Source organism: Deltaproteobacteria bacterium, assembly GCA_016213065.1.
Taxonomy (GTDB): Bacteria; UBA10199; UBA10199; order SPLOWO2-01-44-7; family SPLOWO2-01-44-7; genus JACRBV01.
Genome location: JACRBV010000019.1, coordinates 1 through 25,448 on the forward strand (window position 1 = coordinate 1; position 25,448 = coordinate 25,448).

At 45.4% G+C, this 25,448-nt stretch carries 27 protein-coding genes and 3 tRNA genes; 18 read left to right on the top strand and 12 right to left on the bottom strand.

Annotated features, from left to right (window positions below; genetic code table 11):
* From HY877_01035 to HY877_01045, 3 genes are all read right to left on the bottom strand, one after another.
* Positions 1-1,029 (bottom strand): ATP-binding cassette domain-containing protein (locus HY877_01035; protein MBI5298874.1); only part of this gene is annotated, 1,029 nt, incomplete at its 3' end.
* Between the two features lie 58 nt (positions 1,030-1,087).
* A complete protein-coding gene (locus HY877_01040; GenBank protein MBI5298875.1) occupies positions 1,088-1,591 on the bottom strand; it encodes an ORF6N domain-containing protein in 504 nt (167 codons plus the stop codon).
* Between the two features lie 120 nt (positions 1,592-1,711).
* Positions 1,712-2,113 carry a hypothetical protein gene (locus HY877_01045; protein MBI5298876.1) on the bottom strand — a complete coding sequence of 134 codons (402 nt, stop codon included), beginning with the start codon at positions 2,111-2,113 and terminating at the stop codon, positions 1,712-1,714.
* A 351-nt stretch (positions 2,114-2,464) separates the two neighbouring features.
* On the opposite strand from HY877_01045, the gene HY877_01050 reads away from it, so the two are divergent.
* The 3 genes from HY877_01050 to HY877_01060 all read left to right on the top strand — a co-directional run bounded on the left by HY877_01050 (position 2,465) and on the right by HY877_01060 (position 6,362).
* Positions 2,465-4,561 carry an elongation factor G gene (locus HY877_01050; protein ID MBI5298877.1) on the top strand — a complete coding sequence of 699 codons (2,097 nt, stop codon included), beginning with the start codon at positions 2,465-2,467 and terminating at the stop codon, positions 4,559-4,561.
* Between the two features lie 16 nt (positions 4,562-4,577).
* On the top strand, positions 4,578-5,060 hold the full coding sequence (locus HY877_01055) for a DUF4442 domain-containing protein (GenBank protein MBI5298878.1): 483 nt from the start codon (positions 4,578-4,580) through the stop codon (positions 5,058-5,060).
* A gap of 84 nt (positions 5,061-5,144) precedes the next feature.
* A complete protein-coding gene (locus HY877_01060; protein MBI5298879.1) occupies positions 5,145-6,362 on the top strand; it encodes a DEAD/DEAH box helicase in 1,218 nt (405 codons plus the stop codon).
* 6 nt (positions 6,363-6,368) lie between these two features.
* On the opposite strand, the gene HY877_01065 is transcribed toward HY877_01060, so the two are convergent.
* Both HY877_01065 and HY877_01070 read right to left on the bottom strand, forming a co-directional pair.
* Complete coding sequence (locus HY877_01065; protein ID MBI5298880.1) at positions 6,369-7,334, bottom strand: deoxyhypusine synthase family protein; 966 nt, start codon at positions 7,332-7,334, stop codon at positions 6,369-6,371.
* A gap of 276 nt (positions 7,335-7,610) precedes the next feature.
* Positions 7,611-7,683 (bottom strand) — tRNA-Ala (locus tag HY877_01070).
* A gap of 142 nt (positions 7,684-7,825) precedes the next feature.
* Here HY877_01070 and HY877_01075 point away from each other — a divergent pair.
* The 3 genes from HY877_01075 (at position 7,826) to chrA (ending at position 10,940) form a co-directional block, all read left to right on the top strand.
* Complete coding sequence (locus HY877_01075; GenBank protein MBI5298881.1) at positions 7,826-8,887, top strand: Fic family protein; 1,062 nt, start codon at positions 7,826-7,828, stop codon at positions 8,885-8,887.
* A gap of 130 nt (positions 8,888-9,017) precedes the next feature.
* Positions 9,018-9,845, top strand: a complete 828-nt coding sequence (locus HY877_01080) for a 2-oxo acid dehydrogenase subunit E2 (GenBank protein ID MBI5298882.1) — start codon at positions 9,018-9,020, stop codon at positions 9,843-9,845.
* Positions 9,846-9,848: 3 nt separating this feature from the next.
* Complete coding sequence (chrA, locus tag HY877_01085) at positions 9,849-10,940, top strand: chromate efflux transporter (GenBank protein ID MBI5298883.1); 1,092 nt, start codon at positions 9,849-9,851, stop codon at positions 10,938-10,940.
* On the opposite strand, the gene HY877_01090 is transcribed toward chrA, so the two are convergent.
* Positions 10,937-12,067, bottom strand: coding sequence for a hypothetical protein (locus HY877_01090; GenBank protein ID MBI5298884.1), 1,131 nt, complete (start codon positions 12,065-12,067; stop codon positions 10,937-10,939). The genes chrA and HY877_01090 overlap by 4 nt on opposite strands.
* A 49-nt stretch (positions 12,068-12,116) precedes the next feature.
* A complete protein-coding gene (locus HY877_01095) occupies positions 12,117-13,409 on the bottom strand; it encodes a hypothetical protein (protein MBI5298885.1) in 1,293 nt (430 codons plus the stop codon).
* Positions 13,410-13,580: 171 nt separating this feature from the next.
* On the opposite strand from HY877_01095, the gene HY877_01100 reads away from it, so the two are divergent.
* The 9 genes from HY877_01100 (at position 13,581) to serB (ending at position 20,310) form a co-directional block, all read left to right on the top strand.
* A complete protein-coding gene (locus HY877_01100) occupies positions 13,581-13,901 on the top strand; it encodes a nucleotidyltransferase domain-containing protein (protein ID MBI5298886.1) in 321 nt (106 codons plus the stop codon).
* Complete coding sequence (locus HY877_01105) at positions 13,891-14,283, top strand: HEPN domain-containing protein (GenBank protein MBI5298887.1); 393 nt, start codon at positions 13,891-13,893, stop codon at positions 14,281-14,283. Before HY877_01100 ends, HY877_01105 begins: the two co-directional genes overlap by 11 nt.
* 142 nt (positions 14,284-14,425) lie before the next feature.
* Positions 14,426-15,628: a TolC family protein gene (locus tag HY877_01110; GenBank protein MBI5298888.1), complete on the top strand. Its 1,203-nt coding sequence runs from the start codon at positions 14,426-14,428 to the stop codon at positions 15,626-15,628.
* Positions 15,625-16,446: an HlyD family efflux transporter periplasmic adaptor subunit gene (locus HY877_01115; GenBank protein ID MBI5298889.1), complete on the top strand. Its 822-nt coding sequence runs from the start codon at positions 15,625-15,627 to the stop codon at positions 16,444-16,446. Before HY877_01110 ends, HY877_01115 begins: the two co-directional genes overlap by 4 nt.
* Positions 16,443-17,384, top strand: coding sequence for an ABC transporter ATP-binding protein (locus HY877_01120; protein MBI5298890.1), 942 nt, complete (start codon positions 16,443-16,445; stop codon positions 17,382-17,384). Before HY877_01115 ends, HY877_01120 begins: the two co-directional genes overlap by 4 nt.
* Positions 17,371-18,474 carry an ABC transporter permease gene (locus HY877_01125; GenBank protein ID MBI5298891.1) on the top strand — a complete coding sequence of 368 codons (1,104 nt, stop codon included), beginning with the start codon at positions 17,371-17,373 and terminating at the stop codon, positions 18,472-18,474. Before HY877_01120 ends, HY877_01125 begins: the two co-directional genes overlap by 14 nt.
* A gap of 84 nt (positions 18,475-18,558) precedes the next feature.
* The gene (locus HY877_01130; protein MBI5298892.1) at positions 18,559-18,816 is read left to right on the top strand and encodes a type II toxin-antitoxin system mRNA interferase toxin, RelE/StbE family; all 258 of its coding nucleotides are present in this window, start codon (positions 18,559-18,561) and stop codon (positions 18,814-18,816) included.
* 1 nt (position 18,817) lies between these two features.
* Positions 18,818-18,991, top strand: a complete 174-nt coding sequence (locus HY877_01135) for a type II toxin-antitoxin system Phd/YefM family antitoxin (protein MBI5298893.1) — start codon at positions 18,818-18,820, stop codon at positions 18,989-18,991.
* A gap of 101 nt (positions 18,992-19,092) precedes the next feature.
* Positions 19,093-20,310, top strand: coding sequence for a phosphoserine phosphatase SerB (serB, locus tag HY877_01140; GenBank protein ID MBI5298894.1), 1,218 nt, complete (start codon positions 19,093-19,095; stop codon positions 20,308-20,310).
* Between the two features lie 13 nt (positions 20,311-20,323).
* Here serB and tatA read toward each other — a convergent pair whose 3' ends face one another.
* Together tatA and HY877_01150 are read right to left on the bottom strand one after the other, a co-directional pair.
* Positions 20,324-20,530 (bottom strand): twin-arginine translocase TatA/TatE family subunit, encoded by a 207-nt coding sequence (tatA, locus tag HY877_01145; GenBank protein ID MBI5298895.1) that lies wholly within the window; start codon positions 20,528-20,530, stop codon positions 20,324-20,326.
* A gap of 54 nt (positions 20,531-20,584) precedes the next feature.
* A tRNA-Arg gene (locus HY877_01150) sits at positions 20,585-20,657 on the bottom strand.
* A 91-nt stretch (positions 20,658-20,748) separates the two neighbouring features.
* Here HY877_01150 and HY877_01155 point away from each other — a divergent pair.
* Entirely contained in the window at positions 20,749-21,156 is a 408-nt protein-coding gene (locus HY877_01155; GenBank protein ID MBI5298896.1) for an FKBP-type peptidyl-prolyl cis-trans isomerase, read from the top strand.
* 9 nt (positions 21,157-21,165) lie between these two features.
* Positions 21,166-22,032, top strand: coding sequence for a hypothetical protein (locus tag HY877_01160; protein ID MBI5298897.1), 867 nt, complete (start codon positions 21,166-21,168; stop codon positions 22,030-22,032).
* A 212-nt stretch (positions 22,033-22,244) separates the two neighbouring features.
* Here HY877_01160 and HY877_01165 read toward each other — a convergent pair whose 3' ends face one another.
* Both HY877_01165 and HY877_01170 read right to left on the bottom strand, forming a co-directional pair.
* Positions 22,245-22,460: a cold-shock protein gene (locus tag HY877_01165; GenBank protein ID MBI5298898.1), complete on the bottom strand. Its 216-nt coding sequence runs from the start codon at positions 22,458-22,460 to the stop codon at positions 22,245-22,247.
* Between the two features lie 189 nt (positions 22,461-22,649).
* Positions 22,650-22,724, bottom strand: a tRNA-Val gene (locus tag HY877_01170).
* Between the two features lie 59 nt (positions 22,725-22,783).
* Here HY877_01170 and HY877_01175 point away from each other — a divergent pair.
* The gene (locus HY877_01175; protein MBI5298899.1) at positions 22,784-24,400 is read left to right on the top strand and encodes a peptidase M3A and M3B thimet/oligopeptidase F; all 1,617 of its coding nucleotides are present in this window, start codon (positions 22,784-22,786) and stop codon (positions 24,398-24,400) included.
* Here HY877_01175 and HY877_01180 read toward each other — a convergent pair.
* On the bottom strand, positions 24,381-25,289 hold the full coding sequence (locus HY877_01180) for a hypothetical protein (protein ID MBI5298900.1): 909 nt from the start codon (positions 25,287-25,289) through the stop codon (positions 24,381-24,383). The two genes, HY877_01175 and HY877_01180, sit on opposite strands and share 20 nt — an antisense overlap.
* Positions 25,290-25,448: the final 159 nt, after the last annotated feature.

Sequence of the window (25,448 nt, forward strand, 5' to 3'; positions counted from 1 at the left end):
GCCATAAGCCTTCGAAACATTTTGGGCTTCAATCACGGTACTGCCAAGTCTTGGTCCGGGCGGAATATAAATTTCAATATCATCGGCCAATTTTTCATTCTCCGCTTTAAGTAAATTTTCGTAATTGGTGATACGGGCTTTGCTCTTGCTTCTGCGGGCCGAAGGAGATTGGCGAATCCACTCCAACTCTCTCTGCAAAGTTTTGATGCGCTTGTCTTCCGATTTTTCCTCTTTGGCAAGACGCGCCTCTTTTTGTTCCAACCATGAAGAATAATTTCCCTTCCACGGAATTCCATAACCGCGGTCGAGTTCCAAAATCCAGCCGGCTACATTGTCGAGAAAATAGCGGTCGTGGGTAACGGCGATGACAGTGCCCTTGTAATCTTTGAGATGACGTTCAAGCCAGTAGACCAATTCGGCGTCGAGATGATTGGTCGGTTCATCGAGAAGAAGCACATCGGGAGACTGAAGTAGAAGGCGGCAAAGAGCCACGCGTCTTTTCTCACCGCCGGAAATGTTGGCCACCTTCATGTCCGTCGGAGGACAGCGCAAAGCATCCATCGCCAATTCCAGTTGACTATCCAATTCCCAAGCATTTGCCTGATCGAGCTTTTCCTGAACCGCCGCCTGTTTTGCGAGCAGTTTTTTCATCTCTGCATCCGACATCGGTTCGGCAAAACGGTTATTGATTTCTTCAAATTCTTTGAGAAGTTTTACCGTCTCGCTAGCACCCTCCGATACAACTTCTTTGACTGTTTTATTCGGGTCGAGAACCGGCTCCTGTTCCAAAAATCCGACGGTATATCCCTTCGCAAAACTGATCTCACCCATGTAGTCTTTGTCAACGCCCGCGATAATTTTCAGAAGAGAACTTTTGCCGGAACCGTTAAGCCCCAACACACCGATCTTGGCGCCGTAATAAAAGCCAAGCGAAATGTCCTTCAAAACCTGTTTTTTAGGAGGATGAATCCGGCTGACGCGACTCATCGAAAAGATAATTTTCACCGGATCATTATTCTGGTTCGCCATGGGGGCGCATCCATAAGTGTTTCACAACGGAAAGTCAAGGTGGGCAACCCTAAAAAAGTCAGGGATTAAATCCAATCGGACGTTTCGGTTTAATTGGCGGAGTCATTAGTTCACGGATGGCATCGAAGACAATTTTAAATTGATAGTCATATTTTTTCTCCAGCTCATTTAACTTCCGTGCAAGCTCTCGGTTGCCATTTAATATTTCGCGCAAATGAACAAAGGCCCGTATCACCTGAATGCTAACCAAAACAGCCCTGGCACTTTTGAGCACATTAGCCACCATAATCGTTCCATGCTCGGTAAAAGCATAAGGCAATACGGTGGAATGTTTAAGGTTTTTGAACCGGTCGCAATTTGCGACCAGTTCCTCCATTTCTTTTGAAGAGAGAACAAACATGAAGTCTTCAGGAAACCGCTCCACATTTCGTTTCACCTGTTCATTGAGCCGTTTTATTGAAACTCCATAGAGCGTTGCCAAATCCGCATCCAAAATCACTTTATGTCCACGAATGATAAGGATTGTCTGTTCAATTCGCTCTATGGGAACGAGATCCGTCATGCTCTTTACAAAAGCAAAATGCATTCCAGCCAAAAGCCGGTTTCAATTGTCAGCGGACAAAAACAAGAGACCGATTTGAAATGGTGTTGTACCGATTCTGTGCACCTGAATCTCAAAAAATTATTTTTGTTGTATCACTCTAAGTATGCCACCGGGTGTAAGACCCAAAGCTTCGCCATCGGAGGGATTGGTGAAACGGAGCGAAATACCGGATTTTGAAACAACCGGAATCGGTGTCATATCTCCACCAGTCCCTGTCGTGCCTTCCGGGGCATTGTAAGATCCGAAAAGCATGGAGATATCGGAGACAGGTGAGAAGGTACCACCGCTTTGAAAAGATTTACTTTTCAAAGCCACCCACCCACCGTAGATTTTCAAATCCACATCGGCTTTTTCGTTATTGTCGCAGGTGATTGTCCCCTTCCCTTTGCCGTTTTTAAAAAAATTGGTGCGTTGTTTGAATTCAAATTGCAAACGACATACAAGAAGCCCCGTCAACAGATACAATATTCTTTTTTTCATAATTTCCCCCGATTCCTTAACCCAACTAAGTAAAATAGTTCATAAAGTCAACAGATTGACCAGAATGGTGCCACACCTTTCTGGTCAAAGAAAAAACTCGACTTTTAGGGCTCAGGTGGGCTAGATAGGCCCGCTTTTCGCGACATAATCACAAGGGCACCTCTAAAAACTATGTTTCGTTACGAAAATTTGAATTTTGGAGCGAGCCGAGGAAGATGAGCAAAAAGCCCGGAGACGTAGCCAGCGGCTACGTTGAGGACTTTTTGTGAAATCTGACGAAGGCGTAGCCCAAAATTCAAATTTGCAGTAGAAAGATAGTTTTTAGAGGTGCCCTATAGTAAGGAGTTTAATATGGCAGACATTGAAAAAGTCAGGAATATCGGTATTTCAGCACACATCGACTCAGGGAAAACCACCTTGACCGAACGTATTCTCTACTACACCAAAAAAATTCATAAAATTGAGGAGGTCCGCGGCAAATCTGGCGTTGGCGCCACCATGGACTTTATGGATCTGGAAAGAGAAAAGGGAATCACGATCCAATCCGCCGCCACCTATTGCGAATGGAAAAAAAATGTCATCAACATCATTGATACCCCCGGACACGTCGATTTTACGATTGAAGTGGAACGCGCCTTGCGTGTTTTGGATGGCGCCATTCTTGTTTTGTGTTCCGTTTCCGGAGTGCAGAGTCAGTCGATCACGGTGGACCGCCAAATGACTCGCTATCATGTTCCGCGTATCGCTTTCGTCAACAAAATGGACAGGGCCGGTGCCGATCCGTTTCGCGTAACGAACCAACTCCGCGATAAGCTGGGACACAACGCCCATCTGATTACCCTTCCCATCGGCGCGGAAGACAAATTTCAGGGCGTCGTTGATCTGGTTGAAATGAAGGCTTGGTATTTTGATGGCGATAACGGAGAAAATATCCGCATTGAAGAAATTCCAGCGGATCTTGTTTCCAAAGCCAAAGAATATCGCCACGAACTCGTTGCCGCGATGGGTGATTTTGATGATGATGTGGCCCATCTTTATTTGGATGACAAAGGCGTCCCAGCCGATCTTCTTCATAAGGCCATCCGCAAAGCCACACTAACCCTTAAATTTATTCCGGTGATGTGCGGTTCGGCCTACAAAAACAAAGGAGTGCAGTTGTTGCTGGATGCGGTCTGTCACTATCTGCCCAATCCTACTGAAGCCATCAACGAGGCCCACGATCAAAATAAAAACGAAGAGAAAGTTATTTTGGAATCAAATCCCGACAAACCGTTTGTGGGACTCGCTTTCAAACTGGAAGACGGACGTTTTGGACAATTAACCTACATGCGTATTTATCAGGGGAAAATTTCCAAGGGAGAGTTTATCGTCAATTCCGTCAACCAAAAGAAAGTTAAAATTCCGCGTCTGGTGCGCATGCACGCCGACGAAATGAACGAAATCACCTCCGCCAGTGCCGGCGATATCGTCGCCATGTTCGGTGTGGAGTGTGCTTCCGGAGATACTTTCACCGATGGAACGGTCCGCTACACCATGACCTCCATGCATGTGCCGGATCCCGTGATTTCTTTGGCTGTCGCTCCCAAAGACAAGGCAACTTCGGCCAACTTTTCAAAAGCTTTGAACCGTTTTTCAAGAGAAGACCCAACTTTCCGCGTTCATCGTGATGAAGAAAGCGCGCAGACAATTATTTCAGGAATGGGTGAATTGCATCTGGAAATTTACACCGAACGTATGAAGCGCGAATACGCCTGCGAAGTGGTCGCCGGAAAACCGCAGGTGGCCTTCCGTGAAACAATCACGCAGAAAACAGATTTCCTGTATCAGCACAAAAAACAAACCGGTGGTGCGGGTCAATACGCTAAAATCGCCGGATATTTCGAACCGCTTCCTTCGGACGCCGTTGAGACCTATGAATTTGTCGACGAGATCGTCGGTGGAAAAATTCCGCGCGAATATATTCCGGCCTGCGACAAAGGCTTTCAGGAACAACTCAAAAAGGGTTTGCTTATCGGATTTCCTGTGGTGGGTGTGCGCGTCGTTATCAACGACGGTGCCTATCACGACGTTGACTCTTCCGAAATGGCGTTCAAAATCTGCGCCCAGACCGCCGTGCGTGAATTTTACAGCAAATGCAAACCGGTCGTATTGGAACCCATCATGCGTCTGCAAACGCAGGCTCCCGAAGAATTTCAGGGCTCTGTGGTGGGACAAATCAACCAGCGCAGGGGTATGATTGTCAGCACCGGTACTGCCAACAAATATGTACAGGTCGATGCCGAGGTGCCTCTGACTGAAATGTTTGGTTACTCCACCGACCTTCGAAGTTGCACACAAGGCAAGGGCGAATTCCAGATGGAGTTTCTGAAATACGCCCCCGTGCCATTCAGCGTCCAAGAAGAACTGGTCAAGAAATACCAAGAAAAACGGGCCGCCGAAAACAAATGATGGAAGTGGAGATGACTTGACCAACTGGAAAGCCACTTGGAAATTGTGGGTGTTTGGATTTTTTAAAATTCCTCTTTTGTTTTTTGTGAAACCCAGAGTCGTATGTGAAACAACAGAAGAAGTGGAAATTAAAATTCCCCTTAAACGCAGAACACGCAATCATCTTGGGGTTATGTATATTGGGGCACTGGTTGTTGGCGCCGATTGCGCCGCAGGACTCATGGCGCTCAATGAAGCGGAAAAAAGCGGTGAGAAAATCGCCCTGCTCTTCAAAGATTTCAAAGCCAATTTTTTAAAACGTGCGGAAAGCGATGTTCACTTCATTTGTCGCGATGGAGAAAAAATCAGACAGCAAGTCCAAGAAGCCATTCAAAGCAAACAACGTATCAACCTCCCCGTTCACGTCACCGCAACAACCCCAAAAATTTCTGGCGAAGAACCGGTCGCAATATTTGAATTAACATTGTCCCTGAAAAAATGTAGAGGAAAAGTTGCGTGAAGGGGACTTGGGGTTTCGCGCAACTTTTCCTCCACTTCTTTAAATAGGTTGTTATTTGCTTTGGAATCCACTAGAAGGCCCCCCATGCTTGAAACAACGGCACTGGGTCGGCACCCGGTCGATATAACCGATCAGTCTTTTGAAGCCTTGGGTCTTTCAGAGGCCGCTTTGAAATTGATCCATCACGTCGGCTTTAAAAACCCTACACCTATTCAGTCTGCGGTGATCCCCACGGCCATACAAGGTCGCGATATCATTGGGCTTGCACAGACCGGTTCCGGAAAAACAGCGGCTTTTGTGCTTCCCCTGACCGAGCGTCTCCTTCATGGAACCGGTCTTCGGGGTTTGATTCTTTGCCCCACACGCGAAATTGCGCTTCAGACAAAAGCCTTTCTTGATCTTTTTGGAAAACACCATCGCCTCAACACCGTCTGCATTATCGGAGGTGTCAGCATGGGTCCCCAGATTCGCGATCTGCAAAAGAGACCCGATATCATCGTGGCAACACCGGGACGCCTTGTGGACCATATGGAACGTGGGTTTGTGAGACTCGATAAAATTGAGGAACTTGTTTTGGATGAAGCGGATCACATGCTCGATCTCGGATTCATGCCGCAACTCAAAGCAATCCTTAGAAAAGTGCCGCAAAAAAGACATACCATGATGTTTTCGGCCACCATGCCGGCGACAATCGCAAGTTTGGCTCAGCAATTTTTGTACAACCCTTTTCGTATCGACATTTTACCGAAGGGAAGAGCGGCGGAAGGCATCACGCACCGTTTGTATCTGGTCGACAAAGAAAATAAAAAAAATTGTCTTCTCGCGTTGCTCCATCTTGAACTCGGAAGCACACTCGTTTTTACCCGCACAAAACGCGACACTGACTGGATTTGCCGGATTCTTCAAAAAGAGGGACATCCCGTAACCAGCATGCACTCCGATAGAAGCCAAAGGGAAAGAATCAACGCTCTCTACGGATTTCGCAAGGGACAGCATCGCATTCTGGTCGCAACCGACATTGCCTCTCGCGGACTTGATGTTTCAGGCATCCAACACATTGTAAATTACGATATTCCCGCGACGGTTGAGGATTACATCCACCGTGCCGGACGCACTGCACGCCTCAATGCGCAGGGACTTGTTTCAACAATTGCCACATGGTTGGATAAAACAATGGTCAGGGATATTGAGAGAGCATTGGGAAAATCACTCCCTCGTTGTACTGTGGCGGGTGTTAAACCGTATGTGGAATTACCCGTGAAGCATTTCGGTCGCAGACCGGCGCGCCGCGGTAGAAGATAAGCAAATTTACCATCCCAAAATATAGGCGAACATGAGGGGTGCTACGATTGTGGCATCCGATTCAATAATAAATCGTGGCGTATCTCCCTCGACTTTTCCCCATGTGATTTTTTCATTTGGAACGGCACCGCTGTAGGAACCATAAGAGGTGGTACTGTCTGAAATCTGACAGAAATAACCCCAGAATTTACAATCTTCCTTCAAATCCTGCTGGATCATCGGCACCACGCAAATTGGGAAATCACCGGCAATCCCGCCGGCAATCTGGAAAAAACCGATCGAACTATTTTTGTTCGTTTCTCTATACCAGTCGGTCAGGTGGGCCATCTGTTCTACGCCGGACTTCACAATATGAAAATTGGAGAGGTTTTTTTTGATGACATGAGAAACAAAAATATTTCCCAGCGTTGAATCTTCCCAACCGGGACTGAAAATGGGAATATTTTTTTCACACGCCGCCACCACCCACGAATCTTTCGCGTCAATCTGATAATTATCTTTAATAGTTCCTGAGCGGATCAGCTGATACATGAACTCATAAGGAAAATAACTCTTCTTTTCCTGATCGGCCTTCTGCCACAATTTCAAAACCTGTTTCTCAATCCGCCGAATCGCTTCTTCTTCGGGAATGCAGGTATCGGTCACGCGGTTCATGCCGCGGTCTCTGAGTTTTGTTTCTTCAGCCGGGGACAATTGGCGATAGTGGGGAACACGTTCATAATATTCATGCGCGACAAGATTGAAAATGTCTTCTTCAAGATTGGCACCGGTGCAACAAATGCCATGCACCTTGTCTTTGCGGATCATCTCCGCCAGTGAAAGCCCCAATTCGCCGGTGCTCATGGCACCCGCAATGGTCATGAACATTTTGCCACCTTTGGCCAGATGCTGAACATAGGCTTCGGAAGCATCCACCACGACAGCGGCATTGAAGTGACGATAATGATGTTTGATAAATTCTTTGATGGTCATGGAACCCCCTTGAATTGCCGTTTCTATACCAGCCAACAAAATTGTTTCAATTGAAAAAAGGGATAATAAATTTCTCAGGCGATGGGGGATTGTCAGGGGGGAGAGTCGCAATCTTCCCCCTGACTTTAGACGGAATCTGGCTTTGCCAGTTCCGGCGAATTGGTGGAGCAGATCGGGATTGGCAGCACCGGCCACGCGGGGGCAAACAAACAGACTAAATGTCTGTTTGTTTAGGTGCTGATGCCCGTTCGCTAATGCCACGACATTTCTAACTTGTGGAGCAGATCGGGATCGAACCGACGGCCTCGTCGTTGCGAACGACGCGCTCTCCCAACTGAGCTACTGCCCCAATTGCAGTTTCAAAAAATGTGGGAGATTTGTAATGGGAATAAGACGGCCAAGCAACAGAATATTTGAAACCCTTTTGGTATAGTTTATGGTATATTTTATGGACATTTCGACCTTTTATGGTATAGTTTATGGTATAAAATATGAAAAGACTCCTTCAAACACGATTGGCGCCCGAAACGTTAAACTATCTCCAACACATAAGCCGTTTTCAGGAACAGTGGAGAACGGTCCTCGACACTTCAAAAGATTTTTATGTTTCATTAAAAAAAACAACTCTCATCACTTCTGCAGGGGCCTCCACGCGCATTGAAGGAGCTTCTCTTTCAGATGACGATATTATCAAAAGGTTAGTCGGACTCAAAATCAAAAAAATCAGGGACAGAGACGAGGCGGAAGTGGCAGGATACATTGACTGTAAAAAATATATTTTCGATCACTACGGGGATTTGGAAATTTCCGAACACAACATCCGTTCCTTGCATCAAATGATGATGGTCTATCTGCCAGAATCTCTTTTTCCACCCAATCAAAAAGGAACTTATAAAAATATTCCCAATTCGGTGGTACGGATCGATCACGACACGGGAAAAAGTGAAGTGATTTTTGAAACAATGCCGCCCGGCTCCCAAACAGAAACCGCCATGAGAGAACTGACCGACGACTACCGCCATTTCATTCAAAATCCGAATTATTCCGATTTGGAAGTCATTGCCGCTTTCATAGCCGTCTTTCTGGCGATTCATCCTTTTCGGGACGGAAACGGCCGTATCAGTCGTTTGCTGACTGATCTTTGTCTTTTAAGACAAGATTATTTGTTCTGCATGTATTCCTCTCACGAAAAAATCATCGAGGATAACAAAGAACAATATTACATTGCTCTGCGGCAGACGCAGATTTCTCTGAAAACAAAGCCGGATTTAAATCCATGGTTTATTTATTTTTTAAAAACTTTGGATCAGCAGACAACTTATCTGCAAAAAAAATTGCCGGCATCAAAACCTGCAACGCTGACATCTTTGGAGGAAAAAGTATTGGATCTCATCCATAAACATAGGATCGTTACGATCGGCTTTTTGGAAAGAGAATCCAAAATGAAACGCGTAACACTTAAAAGCATCTTGGCCCGTCTCAAACAACGAGACCTGATTGAAATGGAGGGAGAAAGAAAAACAAGTCGCTACAAAGCAAAATCAAGTGTTTGACCCCTCCTTCAGATTCAAGTAGAGATCCTATCTTTAGGGGCTCGCGTCGCCCCCTCCACCGGCAAAGCCGGCGGAGCCTCCCCCTCTCGCTCGCTTTGCTCGCTGGGGATATTTTTGGAGAAACTTATCTATGTTTCAGAAAAATATCGAGAGTTATCCCGTCAAAAAAATGCCCACGTGGCGAAAACTTACGATGGCGATGTGGCGGCCGCCCGTGGACCCTTCCGCTTACGGCACACTGGATATCGACATGACCAAGGCCAACACTTTGCTCGAACACCTACGCGGTAAAATGGCGCAAAAATTGACCCCCACGCATCTCGTTCTCAAAGCCGTGGCGCTGACGATGAAAAAATATCCGGAAATAAATGTGGTCCTATGCCGCAACCGGCTTTATCAGCGCGAGCATATTGATATTTTCATCCAAGTTTTTTTTAAGGATGCGGGTCATGCCGATCTTTCCGGAGCCAAGGTCAGAGACGCCGACCAAAAAACTCTGGAGCAAATTGCCGAGGAGTTGGGGGGACAAGCGAGCCAGATCAAAAAGGGAAATGATCCTAATCTGAAAAAAACAAAGAACCTACTTCAGATACTGACACCCTGTTTGTTGAAATGGTTTCTGAAATTTTTGGAATTTTTGACATTTGATCTAAACTGGCGGCCCAAATTTTTAAAACTTCCTCCCGATCCTTTCGGCGCGGTGATGATAAGCAACGTGGGCATGTTCGGTCTGAAGTTTGGGTTCGCCCCGCTCACACCTCTCGCGCGCGCACCGGTTGTTATTGTCGTGGGTGAGATCACCGACCAAGCCGTGGTGCAAAACGGAGAAATTGTTGCGAGGCCCATCATGACCCTTGGCATTACCGTTGATCACCGCGTGATGGATGGCTATCTTGCAGGCCTCACGGGCGGCTATTTAAAAGAATTGCTGGAAAATCCGGAAAAATTATTGTCATAAAACATGCAACCCTTCCGCTTATTAGATCTTATTCTTTATTTACTAAAACTAGGTGCCATCGGGTTTGGCGGGCCTGTCGCACTGCTGGGATATATGCAACGCGATTTGATCGAAGAAAAAAAATGGTTTACCAAAGAGGAATATTATGACGGTCTTGCCTTCGCGCAACTTCTTCCGGGTCCTCTTGCGGCGCAACTCGCCATCTACTTTGGGTACAAGAAGGGAAAAATTTTTGGCGCAACGATTGTTGGCATCTCCTTTATTCTTCCCTCGTTCCTCATGGTTTTAGCCCTCGCCTATTTTTATGTCCAACACAGGGATCTTTCGTGGATCAACGCCGTATTCTACGGCATGAGCGCCGCCATTATCGCAGTGATCGTCCGATCCGCTTACCATCTCGCCAAACTTTCGTTGTCCGATAAAAAAGGACTCTGGTGCATTGTCATTGTTTTGTTTGCCATCACCATTTTTTTTCAAAAAGTACAACTCTCTTTTTATCTTGCGGGCGGACTCGCCGGAATTCTTCTTTATGCTTTCCCCAAAAATTTTTTCCGAAAACAGAAAATGTTTTCCCTCGTTCCGTTGGAATTATTTTTCTTTTTTTTCAAAGCGGCCCTTTCTGTTTACGGCGGAGGCATTGCTCTTCTGCCTTATGTTTACGCCGGAGTAGTGGGCAAACATCACTGGCTCACGGCAAAACAATTTCTGGACGCGGCAAGCGTTGGTATGATTACACCGGGCCCGTTTTTGATTACCGTCGCGTTTATCGGTTTTTTGGTCGATGGTTTTCCGGGTTCCGCCATTTCGGTGTTGGGCGTCTTCCTCCCCGTTTGGCTTTTCGTAATTTTGCTTCTCCCCTGGTACCATAAAATTTCCGGCAACACACAGGTGCGCGCGTTTGTGAGCGGCGTCACCGCGGCAGTGGCCGGCGGCATCGCGGGCTCTGCATACCTGATGGGCAAAACAGCAATTGTAGATGGATGGACCGCAGGCATCGCCCTCCTCGTTTTTTTTCTGATGAGCAAAACAAAAATTCCAGACCCTGTGTTGATTCTTGCCTCGGGAGTTTTCGGATTTTTTCTGAAAGGATTTTAGTTGAAGGGTGATGAACCAATAAAAACGCCCGGCAAAATCACAGGGCGAATCAGTTCAGGCCGGCTCTGAAAAAGAATATCCACACCAACTGCCAATCCGTTTTCAAAAGTATATAAAATATCAGTTCCGTAATGAAGGCCGGCTCCCGAACTTTCTTTTTTATCTGAAATGCCCAGCAAATAAGCCGGTCCGGCATAGACCATTAACGCTGTTCTCTCAAAAAAACGGTGGCTATAGACACCCATCAAGTAACCTTCTGAATTAGCCTGACCTTCTAGTGCATTTCCAATACCCCCGCGGAAACCAATCCCGTGGTTGCCAAATGGATAAGAAAAACCATAATTGAATCCCATATATATTCCATCAAGCCCTAAATGGAAAGAAAGCTCGCCTTGAAGTTGCGTGGAAGTATTGGGGCTTCTGGTTACAGGAATATCCGATGCTTTACGGGCTCTGCTGAGAACACTGTTTGGAAATTGCTGAAGAATTTTCTCCACAAGTTCTGAAAGATCGCTTTGATCATTGCTTTTATGTAACAATTCATAGAGAGCCTGCGCTTCTTTTTTCAATACAGCATCAAAATCGTGGCTACCATATCGAAGCTCCCTTTTCCATAACTCAGCGTAATTGTATGCCGCCTTTCTGGCGACATTCTTGTTTGGATGATCAAATAAAAGCCGCAGTTTTTCCATGAGTAGGGCAGTGGTTTTGGTTTTCTCAAGAGGATCTATCAGGGCAAGATACAATTCCACCGCTATATCTTGCAATTTTTCATTCCCCAGAACTTTTAACAATTCTTCTTTTCTGCTTCTTTTGTCTTTCCCAATGCAACCATAGGGTGACCTACAGGGTATCGATACATCGTCTTCGATGGAAAACATCAATTGGACAATATCCTTTTCCGGTTTTCCCTCATAAGGTTTTAAAAATTGATCCTGAATTTCCACTTTGTCCTTCTGCGAAAGTTTTTCACGACCATCAAAAACAATGTGCAAAGCTACCCATTGCAAATCGGGATCGGAAAGAAATGTCGTAACTTTTGGGTAGACTCTTCGAAACCAACTTTTGTCAGCAGGCAGACCAAATATGTCACCCAAGTCAGCATAAAGCTCCAACATTTTCAGCATATGCCCAACTATTTTATGATTATTATGATCTAAAAGGGGAAATAAAACATTAAAACACTGCGTCCGGCTGGTTGTAAAAAAATTCGTTGAAGAACTTGTTTAACAAAAAAGAGAAATAAGAAATGTTTGATTGTAATTCGGGTTTGGCCAAATCAGTCATCAGTTTAGCATCATTTTTTTCATAAATTTTGGTCACTACCTCCGCATAAAGATGCACCGCCGATTGTCGTACCTTTTCATCTTCACTCTCCAGAAATCCGCGAAAAAAAGAATCAATTTGCTCCAAATCTTCCGGAGAAGCCAATGGAACTATGCGTCTCAATTGTCCCAACAAATTCAGCTGTCCACGCTTATCGACATTTTGAATCTGTTCGCGAATGAGCGATATTCGGTCTTTCACGGATAAAACGGATTCCGCAATTTCCACGGGAAGATTTTCACGGTCCTCAATTAATCGAATATGATATTTTTTTTCCGCAACACCCGTTGGAGAAGGTTGTATAACAAACAGGGAAGGAACTGCCTTCACTTGATACAGATCCGCCAGAGACTCATTCTCCGTATATAAAAAAAGATGTTGCCCATTGTCTTCGACGGCAAAATTTTCAAAATGGGGTTTGTATTCTTTGCAGGCGCCACACCATGAAGCGGCGAACAGGACAACAGCGCTCTGACCCTGTTTCAATTTTTCAAGTTCCCTGTCCAGATACTGTTTGTCTGCAACATGGGTTACGCGGGAATCGAACGGTGCCCGCCCATTCTGTTTATAGCCCGGACTCATGATGAATTGCGGAAAAGAACGTTGAACGTGAGGCAAGGCATAGGCATATCTTTCCTGCCAACTCAAAATACCGTCTTTGTTGGCATCCAGAACATCTTCGCTCCAAAAATAAGGTGCGAATTCATGGCAAGTATCTTTTTCATTTGGACTACCCAAGGAAATAAAAAGTGTTTTTGATTTGTTGGTGAATCTTCTTGACCAATTACCACTATAACATTGGTCCATAATAAAAGTTCGTTTTTGATAGGGAAGTTCGTCCAGAAGAATTCCCATGGCATCTCCATTACATCCATCAGCAAAACAAATTTGGGCATCCTCCTTGTTGAGACTGCCATGCCCCGTGGCATAGATAACCAGCTCTGATGGAGATTTGCCTTTCAGGAGATCTTTTAATTTTTGTATTGTTTTTTGAATATCAGAATAGGTTTTTGAAGGGGAAACAAGGACCTCATAGCCCTCTTTCTGAAGGACCTTCACAGCACTTGCCACATTTTTTAAATGCCTTGTTTCCGTATCTCCATTGATAACAAGGGCATATTTTTTAGCCTCTGAAACCGTCATAATCTGCTCCTATATAGTTATCGGCAAATCGTGAGAAAAGTTGTGTCTTTTTTTAAAAGCGGTTTTTCATGGACGCAACTCACCACCGAATTAGGGTTTTCACTGTATAAACTTCTCGACAATAATGAAATACTGAAGTAGTTCTGAGCAGAATCATTAAAGGAAATGACTATGTTCAACAATATTAACGAGAAAAAAATCAAGAAAGTCGCGCAAAAAATTGCTACGAAATTCTACCCCGACAAAATCATTCTGTTTGGATCGTGGGCTTGGGGAAAGCCGGGGCCGGACAGTGACGTTGATCTGCTAATCGTCAAAGAAACAAAGGATGCACGCAAGTTTGCCATGGAAGTGGATGGTTACATCTTTCCGCGCCCGTTTCCATTGGACATCATAGTTTACAGACAAAGCCAGATAGATAAAAGATACAAAATGGGTGATTTTTTTATATCAGAAATCATGGATAAGGGTAAAATTCTTTATGCCGCCTAGTTCCGCGAAGAAATATATTGAATGGTTTGCCAAAGCCGGAGAGGACGAGCTTTCTATCAGGGCCATATTCAAGGGAGGATCCCCCGGCACAGCCTGTTTCCTTGCACAGCAGATGTTTGAAAAATATTTAAAAGGACTGGCGGTCTTTCATAACAAACGCTTTCTGAAGGTTCATGATCTTCTCACATTGGAAACGATTCTTTTAGATGTGGAACCTGATGTTACCGACCTCCACAACGACCTCAAACATTTGAATCGTTACTACATCGAAACCCGCTATCCTGGAGACTATCCTCAATTTACGGAGAAAGAAGCCCACACTGCCTATGAAGCGGCGGAACGCGTTAAAAATTTTGTCATGCAAAAGGTCAAATCAAAATAAAATCACTTCTAGACATTTGAGGGGGGCGTTTGTATTTTTCCCGCCTGTGTTTAGATTCATCCTTCTTTTTGTTACTATCACTGTCAGTTGGGGGGTTAACGCGATTCCTCCCCTTCATTTGAATTTGCAAGATGCCATCCAGATGTCCAAAGAAAAAAGTGTGAATGTGATTGTCGCCAATGAACGGGTGCAACAAGCGCTGGCGAGACTGAAGCAGGCGCGCTCTGTTTTACTGCCGCAACTGAATGGAAATGTTTTGGAGCAGAGACAAACCGTCAACTTAAATGCGCAGGGAATTACGATTCCGGGGCAGTCCGGTGTAATCGGTCCCTTTGAAACCTTTGATGCCCGGGCCAAACTGACTCAAACTATTTTTGATCTTTCGGCAATTGAACGGCTCAGGCAGAGCAATGCCGGGCAGTCGGTTTCTCAGGCAGAAGCCACCAAGGCAAAACAAGATGCTATGGCACTGGTCGCCACATTATATATTGAGGCCAAACGCGCCCACGACGGCATACAAATGGCCGAAACTCTTTTGAGAAGAGACGAAGAAAATTTCAAACTCGCCACCACTCAATTTAAATTGGGGACCGGCTCGGATGTTGCGGTCAAACAGACGGAGGCTTTTCTTGCAGAGAGCAAACATCGCCTTGAAAAAGCAAACGCGGATGCCCTTGAGCGCCGACTTGATTTCGCCGCTTCTCTCTCCATCCCCAGCGATCAACCCATTTTGTTTGCTGAAGGAAATTTGCCAACGCTGAAAATACTTCCATTGAAAAATGAAATCACTGAAACAACGGCAACACATCCTGATGTTGCCCTCGCTCAGGAAAATCTTAAACAGCGTGACATCGAAAAAACGGTTGAGGTTGCTGGGTTTATTCCAAAAATTACCGGAAATGCGGATTATGGAAACATCGGTCGTCATGTTTTACACACCGATGGAACTTATACTTTGGGAGTACAACTCTCCATTCCCATTTTTGATTCCGGTTTGAAATCGGGAAAATACAGAGAAGCTTCAAGCCGTTTTCGAGAGAGCGAGGCAACACTCAACGATGTAAAACAACATGTCACCGCCAACGCACTCAGTGCGCGTGAGACAGTCAAACAAACAGAAGCGTTTGTCGCCGCAGGCAAAACAAAAAAAATGGTTGCGGCGAAAGAAAGAATGCTGGTGCAACAGCGCGTGGAAACGGGCATTGGAAGCAGGCTGGAGCTGGTGGTGGCCACGGCCAATGAAGCGATAGCCACCGATGGAGAATATGAAGCACTCGCAACGCATCACATCGCGCAAATTAATCTTGCACATGCTATGGGAAATATGGAGGCGTTATGCAGATGACAAATAAAAATGACGGGGCCTGGCATTTGACTCCGCAAATCCCTTGGATTTGCTACGCGGCCCAGCCCGCTGGGCCTTGCCCGAAAACTTGCACGCCCTCCCAAAAGATCGGGCTGAAAAGCATTCGCCTGTCACCCGTCATTTTAACTCTTTTATTTTTACTCTCCGTAACCGGCTGCAACAAATATTTAAATGGATCCAAAATTAAACTTTCTGGGACATTGGAACTTTATGAACATTCTCTTGGAAGTCGTGTTGCGGGGCGGTTGGTTACAAAAACTGTTGAAGAGGGTGACGCAGTTAAAAAGGATCAGATGATTGGAACGTTCGAACGTTATGAGCAAGCAAGTCGTGATTACAAACGCATCAACAAACTTTATGAAAGCGGAGGTGCTACGCAACAACAGGTTGAAGAAGCGGCGCTGACTCTTGAAGACCAGCAAATCAAAGCCCCTCTCGACGGCGTTATTCTCACCGTCATACATGAAATCGGCGAAGTGGTTGCCGCAGGTTCTCCGGTTGTAACACTCGGAGACCGAAGCAAACTCTGGGTCCGCGTTTTTGTGCCGGAAGGCACTATCAATCGCGTGCGCATGGACCAACCCGCAACGATCGCATTCGACGGACTTTCCAAAAAATTCAAAGGTCACGTCACCACTATTTCCCCGATGGCCGAATTCACGCCTCGCAATGTACAAACACCGGAAGAGCGTGTCACACAAACATTTTCCGTCAAAGTCACGATGGATGAAACTCCGGATTATATTCGATCCGGAGTCACCGCCGAGGTAACACTCCCTCTGGAAAATTCCAAATGACATCCACCATTGCCATTGAAGCAAAAAATTTAAGTCGCGCTTTTGGTCCCATCAAAGCGGTCGACGGAGTCAGCTTTTCATTGGAATATGGAAAAATTTTCGGATTTTTGGGTCCCAACGGGGCAGGGAAAAGCACCACCATTCGCCTGCTCTGCGGCATTTTGGAACCCGGCGGCGGCACGGCCACCGTTGGAGGGTTTGACGTCAACAAAGATCCGGAAAAAGTAAAAACAGCCATCGGCTATATGTCGCAGAGATTCAGTCTCTACAATGATCTCACGGTGGAAGAAAATCTCGAATTTTACGGAGGCATTTACGAACTTTCAGAAAATCAGCTCAAAAAAAGAATGGAAGAAGTTTTGAAAATCACGGGACTGGATCAATGGTGCAAACGTTTTGCCGGCGAACTTTCCGGCGGATGGAAACAGCGATTGGCTTTGGCAAATGCCATTTTGCACAAACCGCGAATTCTTTTTCTGGATGAACCCACGGCGGGCATTGATCCCCTCTCCCGCAGAACCTTGTGGGAACTGCTTTACCAGCTCGCCGATCAGGGTATCGCGCTCTTTGTCACCACACATTATATGGAAGAGGCGGATCGCTGTAACCAGATTGCCGTCATCAGTCAGGGAAAACTGCTGACGATTGGAAGTCCAACCAATCTCAAAAATTCACTCAAGGGCCAACTTCTCGAAGCGGAATGTTCCCCGCTCATGAAGGCTTCCAGCGTTTTCAGTAAACTCCCCGGAGTTCTGCAAATCACGGCTTATGGAACGACACTTCATCTGAACATGAAAACTATTGAAGGTGCCGCGGAAAAAATTCGGCAGGCGGCCAAAGAAAATAACATTGAAGTGGGATCGATTCAGGAGATTTCCCCTTCTCTGGAAGACGTTTTTTCATCGCTCATCGACGTCAATCAACATGAAACGCATTAGAGCGGTTTTAAAAAAAGAATTTTTGCACATCATCCGCGACAAACGGACCCTTCTTCTCATTGTCCTGATGCCGCTGATGCAGTTGATCCTCTACGGCTATGCCATCAACACAGATGTCAAACACATGGCCATGGCGGTCTATGATGAAGACCAAACCTCTTTGAGCCGGCGACTGATTAACTCTCTTGTGGCATCGGATTATTTTGACGTTTATCTTAATGCGAAATCACAAACCGAAATAAAAAAAGGCCTTGATCGCGGCAACATCAAAGCGGGTCTTCATATCCCCCCCAACTTCACAAAAGATTTGCTGGCGGGCCGCAAAGCGGGTCTGCAACTTTTAGTTGATGGAACCGATTCAAACCCCGCCAACACCGCGTTGAATACGAGTCAGGCGATTGTCGGGAATTTCATGGAAAAAGAGAGACTTGTTCCCGTTCGGGTCACTCCCATCGATTACCGCCCACGACTTTGGTACAACCCCGACTTGAAGACCGCGTTTTTTATGGTGCCCGGAATTATCGGATTGTTGATCCAACTTTTAATTCCGATGATCACCGCCACCGCGGTGGTGCGGGAAAAAGAACAGGGAAATATCGAACAACTTCTTGTCACTCCCATCACCCCCACCGAGTTGATGATTGGAAAAATAGTTCCGTATATGGGGATCGGATTGATTATCGCCACAACCATTCTTTCAGCCGCGTGGGTTTTGTTTGATGTGCCGGTGCGCGGAAATTTGATCACTCTTTATCTGCTGACTCTTCTTTTTATCACCGTTTGTCTGGGCATCGGACTTTTCGCTTCGACAATCGCCAACAACCAACAGCAAGCGGCCCAGCTTGTGATGTTTCTTGCCACGCCTTCTATTTTGCTGTCCGGATTTATTTTCCCGCGCGAAGGCATGCCCGCGATTATCTATTATCTCAGCTATATCATTCCGCTAACTCACTACCTTACAATCGTGCGCGGCGTAGTGTTGAAAGGAACCGGCCTCATCGATCTGTGGCCATCCATTCTCCCGCTGTTACTAATGTCCATCTTCATCCTCTGGGCCAGCATCAAAAAATTCCACAAGCGGTTGGAATAAAAAACTCCCTCTATTCAAGATTAGGAAACAATTAAGAAACAAAATCTTGACAAAAAGAGGAATGGTCTTTAAAGTGGTCATCGCATGCACCGCCTCCTCTTCACAACACAGGCAAAAAAAGATTATGAGGCGTTACACGGCAAACTGAAGGCGCAGGTTGACAAAGGTTTAGAGCGTATCTGCAAAAATCCTCATGTCGGCAAACCGTTGGGAGGTGAGTTGAAAGGTTCAAGGTCTGAAAGGGTTTCTTCCTTTCGGATTATTTATCGAATTTATGAAAAAACTGTTGAGGTTTTGGTCTTGGTGATTGAACATCGTAAGTCCGTTTACGGAGGTCATTAATATGAGACATCATATTCTATCTGTTACAGAAGCGAAATTCAGGCTCTTGGAACTTGCCCGCTCGTTGGAAGAGGAAGGCCGTTCCTTTGTGCTGACCAAAAACGGACTTGCTGTAGGCGCTCTGATACCCATTGAGGATTATGAGGCTCTGGAAGAGACCCTTTATATTCTTTGAAATCCTCATCTAATGAAAAAAATACACCAAGCTTTAAAGCAGGAAAAAAAAGGCGAAATTTGGACGAAGAATGCCAAAGGAAAATGGGGCAAGGCCAGAAAATGAAAAAAGGTTTGCCAAGTCAGGAAATTTTGTTGCTCTCCGTGCGCGGACGCGATGTTCCCGGCATTACTTCCAAATTAACTTCTCTCATCGCTCAAGATAAAAAAGCTAAAATTCTGGATATCGAACAAACGGTTGTTCATAAGAAACTGCTTTTGTCGATTTTACTTGGTTTCCCGGGCACCAACTCCGACAAATCTCCCCTGCTTAAAGATCTTCTTTTCGCCGCAAACGAATTGGGTGTCGATTTGAATTTCGAAGTTTTTGACCCTTCCCTGATGGGGGAAGAAAACAGACATCATCAATATGTCATCACCTGTTTGGGTGAAGATGTCGGTGCGTACCCGCTAAGCCAGATAGCAAAAGCTTTGGCCCACCGCGGTGTCAATATCGACAAAATCACAAAACTGGCATTGCGCAGTATCAGCGCCGTGGAACTCATTGCCCACACAAGAAAAGTGCTTGACCCAAAAATTCTCACGCGCGAACTGCTGGCGCTCAGCAATCAGATTGGTGTCGATATCGCCATTCAGAAACACGATCTTTTGCGCCGTGCAAAACGTCTGGTGGTAATGGACATGGATTCGACTCTCATTCAGAATGAAGTGATTGACGCTCTGGCCGAACAGTCAGGAGTTTTCAAAAAAGTTTCCGAGATCACTCATCAGGTCATGAACGGAAAATTGGTTTTTTCGCAAAGTCTGAAAAAAAGAGTCCGGCTTTTAAAAGGATTGAAACTAAAAGATCTCGATTATGTTTATCGTCATCTGAAACTTACATCCGGCGCTCCAAAACTTTTGAAGGTCTTGAAACAACTCGGATACAAAATCGCATTGGTCAGCGGCGGCTTCACCTATTTTACGGAAAAACTCAAAAAAGATTTGGGCTTTGATTACGCCTTCGCCAATCAACTTGAAATTAAAAATGGTGAAGTAACCGGAAATGTGTTGGGGCCGATTGTCGATGCCAAACGAAAGGCACTCATTCTGGAAACGATTGCACAGGGAGAAAAAATTTCTCTCGATCAGACCATTGCGATTGGCGATGGAGCGAACGATATTTTGATGCTGACTAAAGCAGGATTGGGAATTGCCTTCCAAGCCAAGCCTTACGTACGTGAGCGGGCACACTACTCCATCTCAAAACACACAACCCTTGATTCGATTCTCTATTTGCTGGGGATCTCTGAAAGGGAAGTTGAAAGTTTGTCGAGATAGCCGTTGCGGCAGTTTACTTATCTTTACCGGGTTTTTTTTTATCGTCCGAGTCGTCTGATTTGTCCGATTCGTTGTCGTCGCTCATCAAACCCTTTGTCCCCTTTTTAAATTCCTTAAGACTCTGGCCCAAGGATCTGGCCAAATCAGGGAGTCGCTTTGGACCAAACAAAAGAAGAACCAAAGCAAGAATGACAAGTATTTCTGTCCAACCGATACGCACAGGGCGGCTTATAGGCCCTACTTTGAATGAATGTCAACACCGATTTATTGATTGTGCGCCTGGCAGGAATTGAACCTGCGGCCTTCTGCTTCGGAGGCAGACGCTCTATCCCCTGAGCTACAGGCGCAAACACTTTCTACTGGTAACGTAATGAAAATCACTTATAGTACATGCCCAGTGAAGTCCAAAATATTTTTTTCTTCAACAAAGGAGCTCTTATGAAAGCAATGGCATTACTGGCATCTCTGTTTTTGACTGCGGCCGCGGTCAACACAATCACAACAAAAAGCGGCTTGAAATATCAGGATACAAAAATTGGCGCGGGAGAGACCACCGTTTCCGGCCAAATGGTTGCTGTCCAATACACCGGCTGGCTTAACAATAAAGGGGCAAAAGGGAAAAAATTCGATAGTTCCTATGATCACGGACAACCTTTCACTTTTCCGTTGGGTGCAGGACAAGTCATCAAAGGTTGGGATGAAGGCGTCCTAGGCATGAAGGTCGGCGGCAAACGAACTCTTTTGATTCCATCCAAACTGGGATACGGGGCAAGTGGAGCAGGCAGTGACATCCCACCCAATGCGGATCTCATCTTCGATGTGGAGTTGTTGGCTGTCAAAAATTAAGGGGAGCTCATGTTCAAAAAAATAGTTTATGTTTTTCTCATCCTGTTTTCTTCCACAAATCTTTTGGCATTGGATCTTCCACCCAATTTCGTTTTGCAAGGGGGGCAATCCAAACTCAGTGTGGGAGGAAATATTTTATGGGGTGTTTTAAGTCCTCAAGCCCACTTTACAACAAACCCCACTCTCAATCGCGCCAGATTGTATGAAGAAAATATTCGTTACGCGCGCGGCATTGGACACGGCATGCTCAAAGACATGTATATGGAGGTCGAAGCCAAAATATTTCAGGCCCGACAGGAAACGGTGAGCGGAACGCTGGTTCATGCCGCAAACAAAGGTTCTGCTATGATCGCCAAGTCGGGAGGGCACTTTGTGCACACAAATAATTTTGCGTTGGGTGGGTGGATTCAGACCGGCTCTCCGTTGATTATGAATCGTAGCAAGTTTGTTAATCCCGTTGTTGATTATGTGGGTGGCGGACTCAATACCATCACCAAATTTACATCGGTTATCGGGATGACCAATTCTGTCTATGTAGGTTCCGGTATTTTTATGCCGCGCAAAAGAAACCCACACGCACAGGGCACCACTTTTTTTTCGCTCAATTTCAATTCTTTGACAAAGGGAAGGCAGGATTTTATTTTGCAAGCAGGGGGCATGGTTGATTACGATTTGGCCTCCCGCATTGACGCGTCCTATCAGGCCAGCCCTCTGGGCGACGGACGCATCAAACACATGGCTTTTCTAACCCCTTTTACAATCGACATCCCGCTTGGAACTACATGGCGCCTCGATGGCGGTTACGCCAAGCAGTGGTTCGGAAGATCCGTAAGAGGTTCACAATTCGCCACCTTCAACCTTTCAAAGATTTTCTAGATTGTCGCCTAAGGGGACTGTTGATTTTCATTGTGTCATTCTGAACGAAGTGAAGAATCTATTTGAATTTCAAGCAGATCCTTCGCTCCGCTCAGGATGACAAACATAAAACTCAAGGTTTTTCAACACCCCCTGATCAAACAAAAAACCCGCCTTCGCTTGCGCGAGGGCGGGTTTTGTTTATCGTTTTAAGTTCTATTTTGTTTAGACAATTAAGATACTTTCACGACTTCGGTAGCATGGGCACCTTTGGGGCCTTGGCCGACTGTAAATTCGACCTGTTGCCCTTCGGCGAGAGACTTGTAGCCTTCATCTTGGATGCTGGTGTAGTGAACGAATAAATCGTTTCCACCATCTTCCGGGGTGATGAAGCCAAAACCCTTGCTATCATTGAACCATTTTACGGTTCCTTTTTTCTTCTGGGACATTACGTCCTCCTTCTTATTTTCGTGTAAGTACTTTGCTAACGGAGGGTGAGGCCACTATGACCTGCGGAAACGACCTTCGTGCTACATACTACACTTGTTGAGGTGGCCTTCTAGGGGGTTTCTCGCCAGAATGCAAGGATTATTTCGCTTTAAAAAGCTGATCGCTGAGAGCTGACAGCCTTTTTAAAATGGTGGGCGCTATAGGTATCGAACCTATGGCCTCTTGCGTGTGAAGCAAGCGCTCTACCACTGAGCTAAGCGCCCTCATTCTTTCAATATTTTCTCTTGGACTTCAAAAAACCAATTCCGTATAAGCCACACCCATGCCCAAAAACAATCAAAAAATTTCGCCCGAAACATTTATACAAGAGATGACCGATACTGTTGAACCCCTGAATAAGAAGCTCTGCCAGCTCTATTGGCAGTTGGCTACAACGGGTGAAGAAAATGCGGCTCGCGAACTTGCTGAAACCGAGAAAAAATTGAAACTGCTGTTTTCCAATCCCGATCAATTCGCGGAACTCAAACAATGGAAACGGAAAGAAATAAAAGATCCTCTGATCGCCCGGCAAATTGAAACTCTCATCAAATCCTACATCCCCAATCAACTTGATGAAAAAACGATTTCCGATTTGGTAGAGCGCCAAACCGAAATTGAAAACATCTTCAACAATTTTCGAACGGAATTGGATGGAAAAAAAATCACCAACAATGACATCAAGGACATCCTGAAAAAGGAAAAAAACGAAGACACCCGGAAAAAGGCGTGGGAAGCGAGCAAGCAGATTTCCAAAGAGGTTTCGGACATGGTCCTTGAACTCACAAAAAGAAGAAACAAGGCGGCTCAGAAATTGGGATTTGTGAACCACTTTGAAATGTCATTGGGATTACAGGATTTGAATAGCAGATGGCTTTTAAATCTTTTTTTTAAACTCAAACAGGATACGGAAAAAACTTTTTCCCAAAAAATTGGTGATCTCCACAAAAAATTGGCGAACTACTATGAAACCATCCCGGAAAAAATCCGCCCATGGCATTATGAAGATCCTTTTAGTCAGGAGACGCCTGCACAGGGCGCGTTCAATCTCGATCCGTATATTCAAAATCAGGATATCGTTAAAGTTTGTCGCGAATTTTATCAGGGAATCGATCTGGATATTTCCGATATTTTGGAGCGAAGTGATCTTTTTGAAAAAACGGGCAAAAACCAGCACGCCTTCTGCATCTGCATGGATAAAAGAAAGGATGTTCGCGTCTTGTGCAATATTCGTCCCAATACTTATTGGTCTTCTACGATGTTGCATGAGTTGGGGCACGCCGCTTATTCCAAAAATATCGATGCGGAACTTCCCTATTTTTTAAGAGATGAAGCGCACTTGCTGACAACAGAAGCCATCGCGATGTTGATGGAACGCATGCTAAGACATCCTGAATGGCTTGAAAAAATGATGCGAGTTTCAAAAGAAGAAGTGCAAAAAATAACGCCGGCGCTTTGGAACCAACTGGCACTGGACAAATTGATTACGGCACGTTGGGTTATGGTGGTTACGAATTTTGAAAAAGCCCTCTACAGCAATCCCGATCAGGATTTAAACGGGCTTTGGTGGAAACTCGTGAAAGAATTTCAGTTGATCTCAAAACCGGAGGGAAGAGATTATCCCGATTGGGCCGCAAAAATCCATATCTCAACCATACCGGTCTACTATCAAAATTATCTTTTGGGAGAACTTTTCGCCGCGCAAATTGCAGATACTCTTGAAAAAGAAGCGCTCAAAAAACCTCTTCGGGAAGTTTCTTTTTGTAATAATTCCAATGTCGGAAAACTTTTAAAGGACCGTCTTTTCAAGATGGGATCCAAATGGAGATGGGACAAACTGGTCCCACACGTAACGCATCGTGCATTGGACCAACAAAGTTTTGTCAGGCAATTTTGTTCCTGAAACGCGCGATCAACAAAACAAGAAAGAGCAATCCAATCGCCGACAAAGAGGCATCGCCGCTGTCTCGGTTAAGACTGCAGAACCATCCTTTTTTTCCGCTTCCGCCACTGCCATTTGCAGAATAACTGGAAGCATCGGGCGGAATATCTTCGTCTTGAGTACTGACGGACACATTGGATGAATCAAATGAATCATGAGGCGCTCTAGCCAATTCGCAACGGCCGGTAGCACTATTGCAAATTTCACCGCCACCACAAGAAACACCATCGCAGTTGTCTGTAACCGCAGAATCGGTGGCGGGAGGCGTATCGGTTGCGGGAGGTGTATCTGTCGCACATCCCCCCGCGGGACATTCACAAACTCCGATGGTGGTGTTACAAATTTTGCCATCGGTGCATGAGCCTATAGTACAAGTGGCTGTAGGCACAAGGGAACCAATTGTCATTTCGGGCGATTTATCAAAAACAATCGTAGAAGAAGAGGAACCAATGGACATACTCATTGAAGATTCTATCCAAAATGTTTCCGTATTATCTTTGACCAAAACCTCTTTAGTTCCATTTTGAACACGGGATAACGGACATACGAGTGAAAAACCTGCCAATGGATTTTGTTCTGTTGAAAGACTCGTCTTCACGCAAGGGAATGACGACACACAAACAGATCCGTCTTGTAATGCTTCGCTAAAACAAGCCTCTTTTCTTTTTATGGTAGGATCCGGCAAACTATCCGACTGAAAGGAAATTTTGGTTGTTATGGAAGAAATATCTTCGCTGATCATATAGTCGCCAAGCGTTTGAGAAAAAATGGCAAGATCTGCAGGTTCATCAGTAGCATAAGCCGTCTGACAAACAAAAATGGCGAGAATAATGACAAATGCTTTTTTCATAAAAAGTCCTCTGACGTTTCTTAGTGCAAATCCAAGGCCAAAGAGGAATTAAAAAACAGGAGTGATTTTAGCTAGTTGCAAGACCTAGAGGATGCAGAAGTGTTTTTTTTGGGTAATCCAGACCCCGATGAGGAGAGAAGTGACCATGCCACCGGCCGC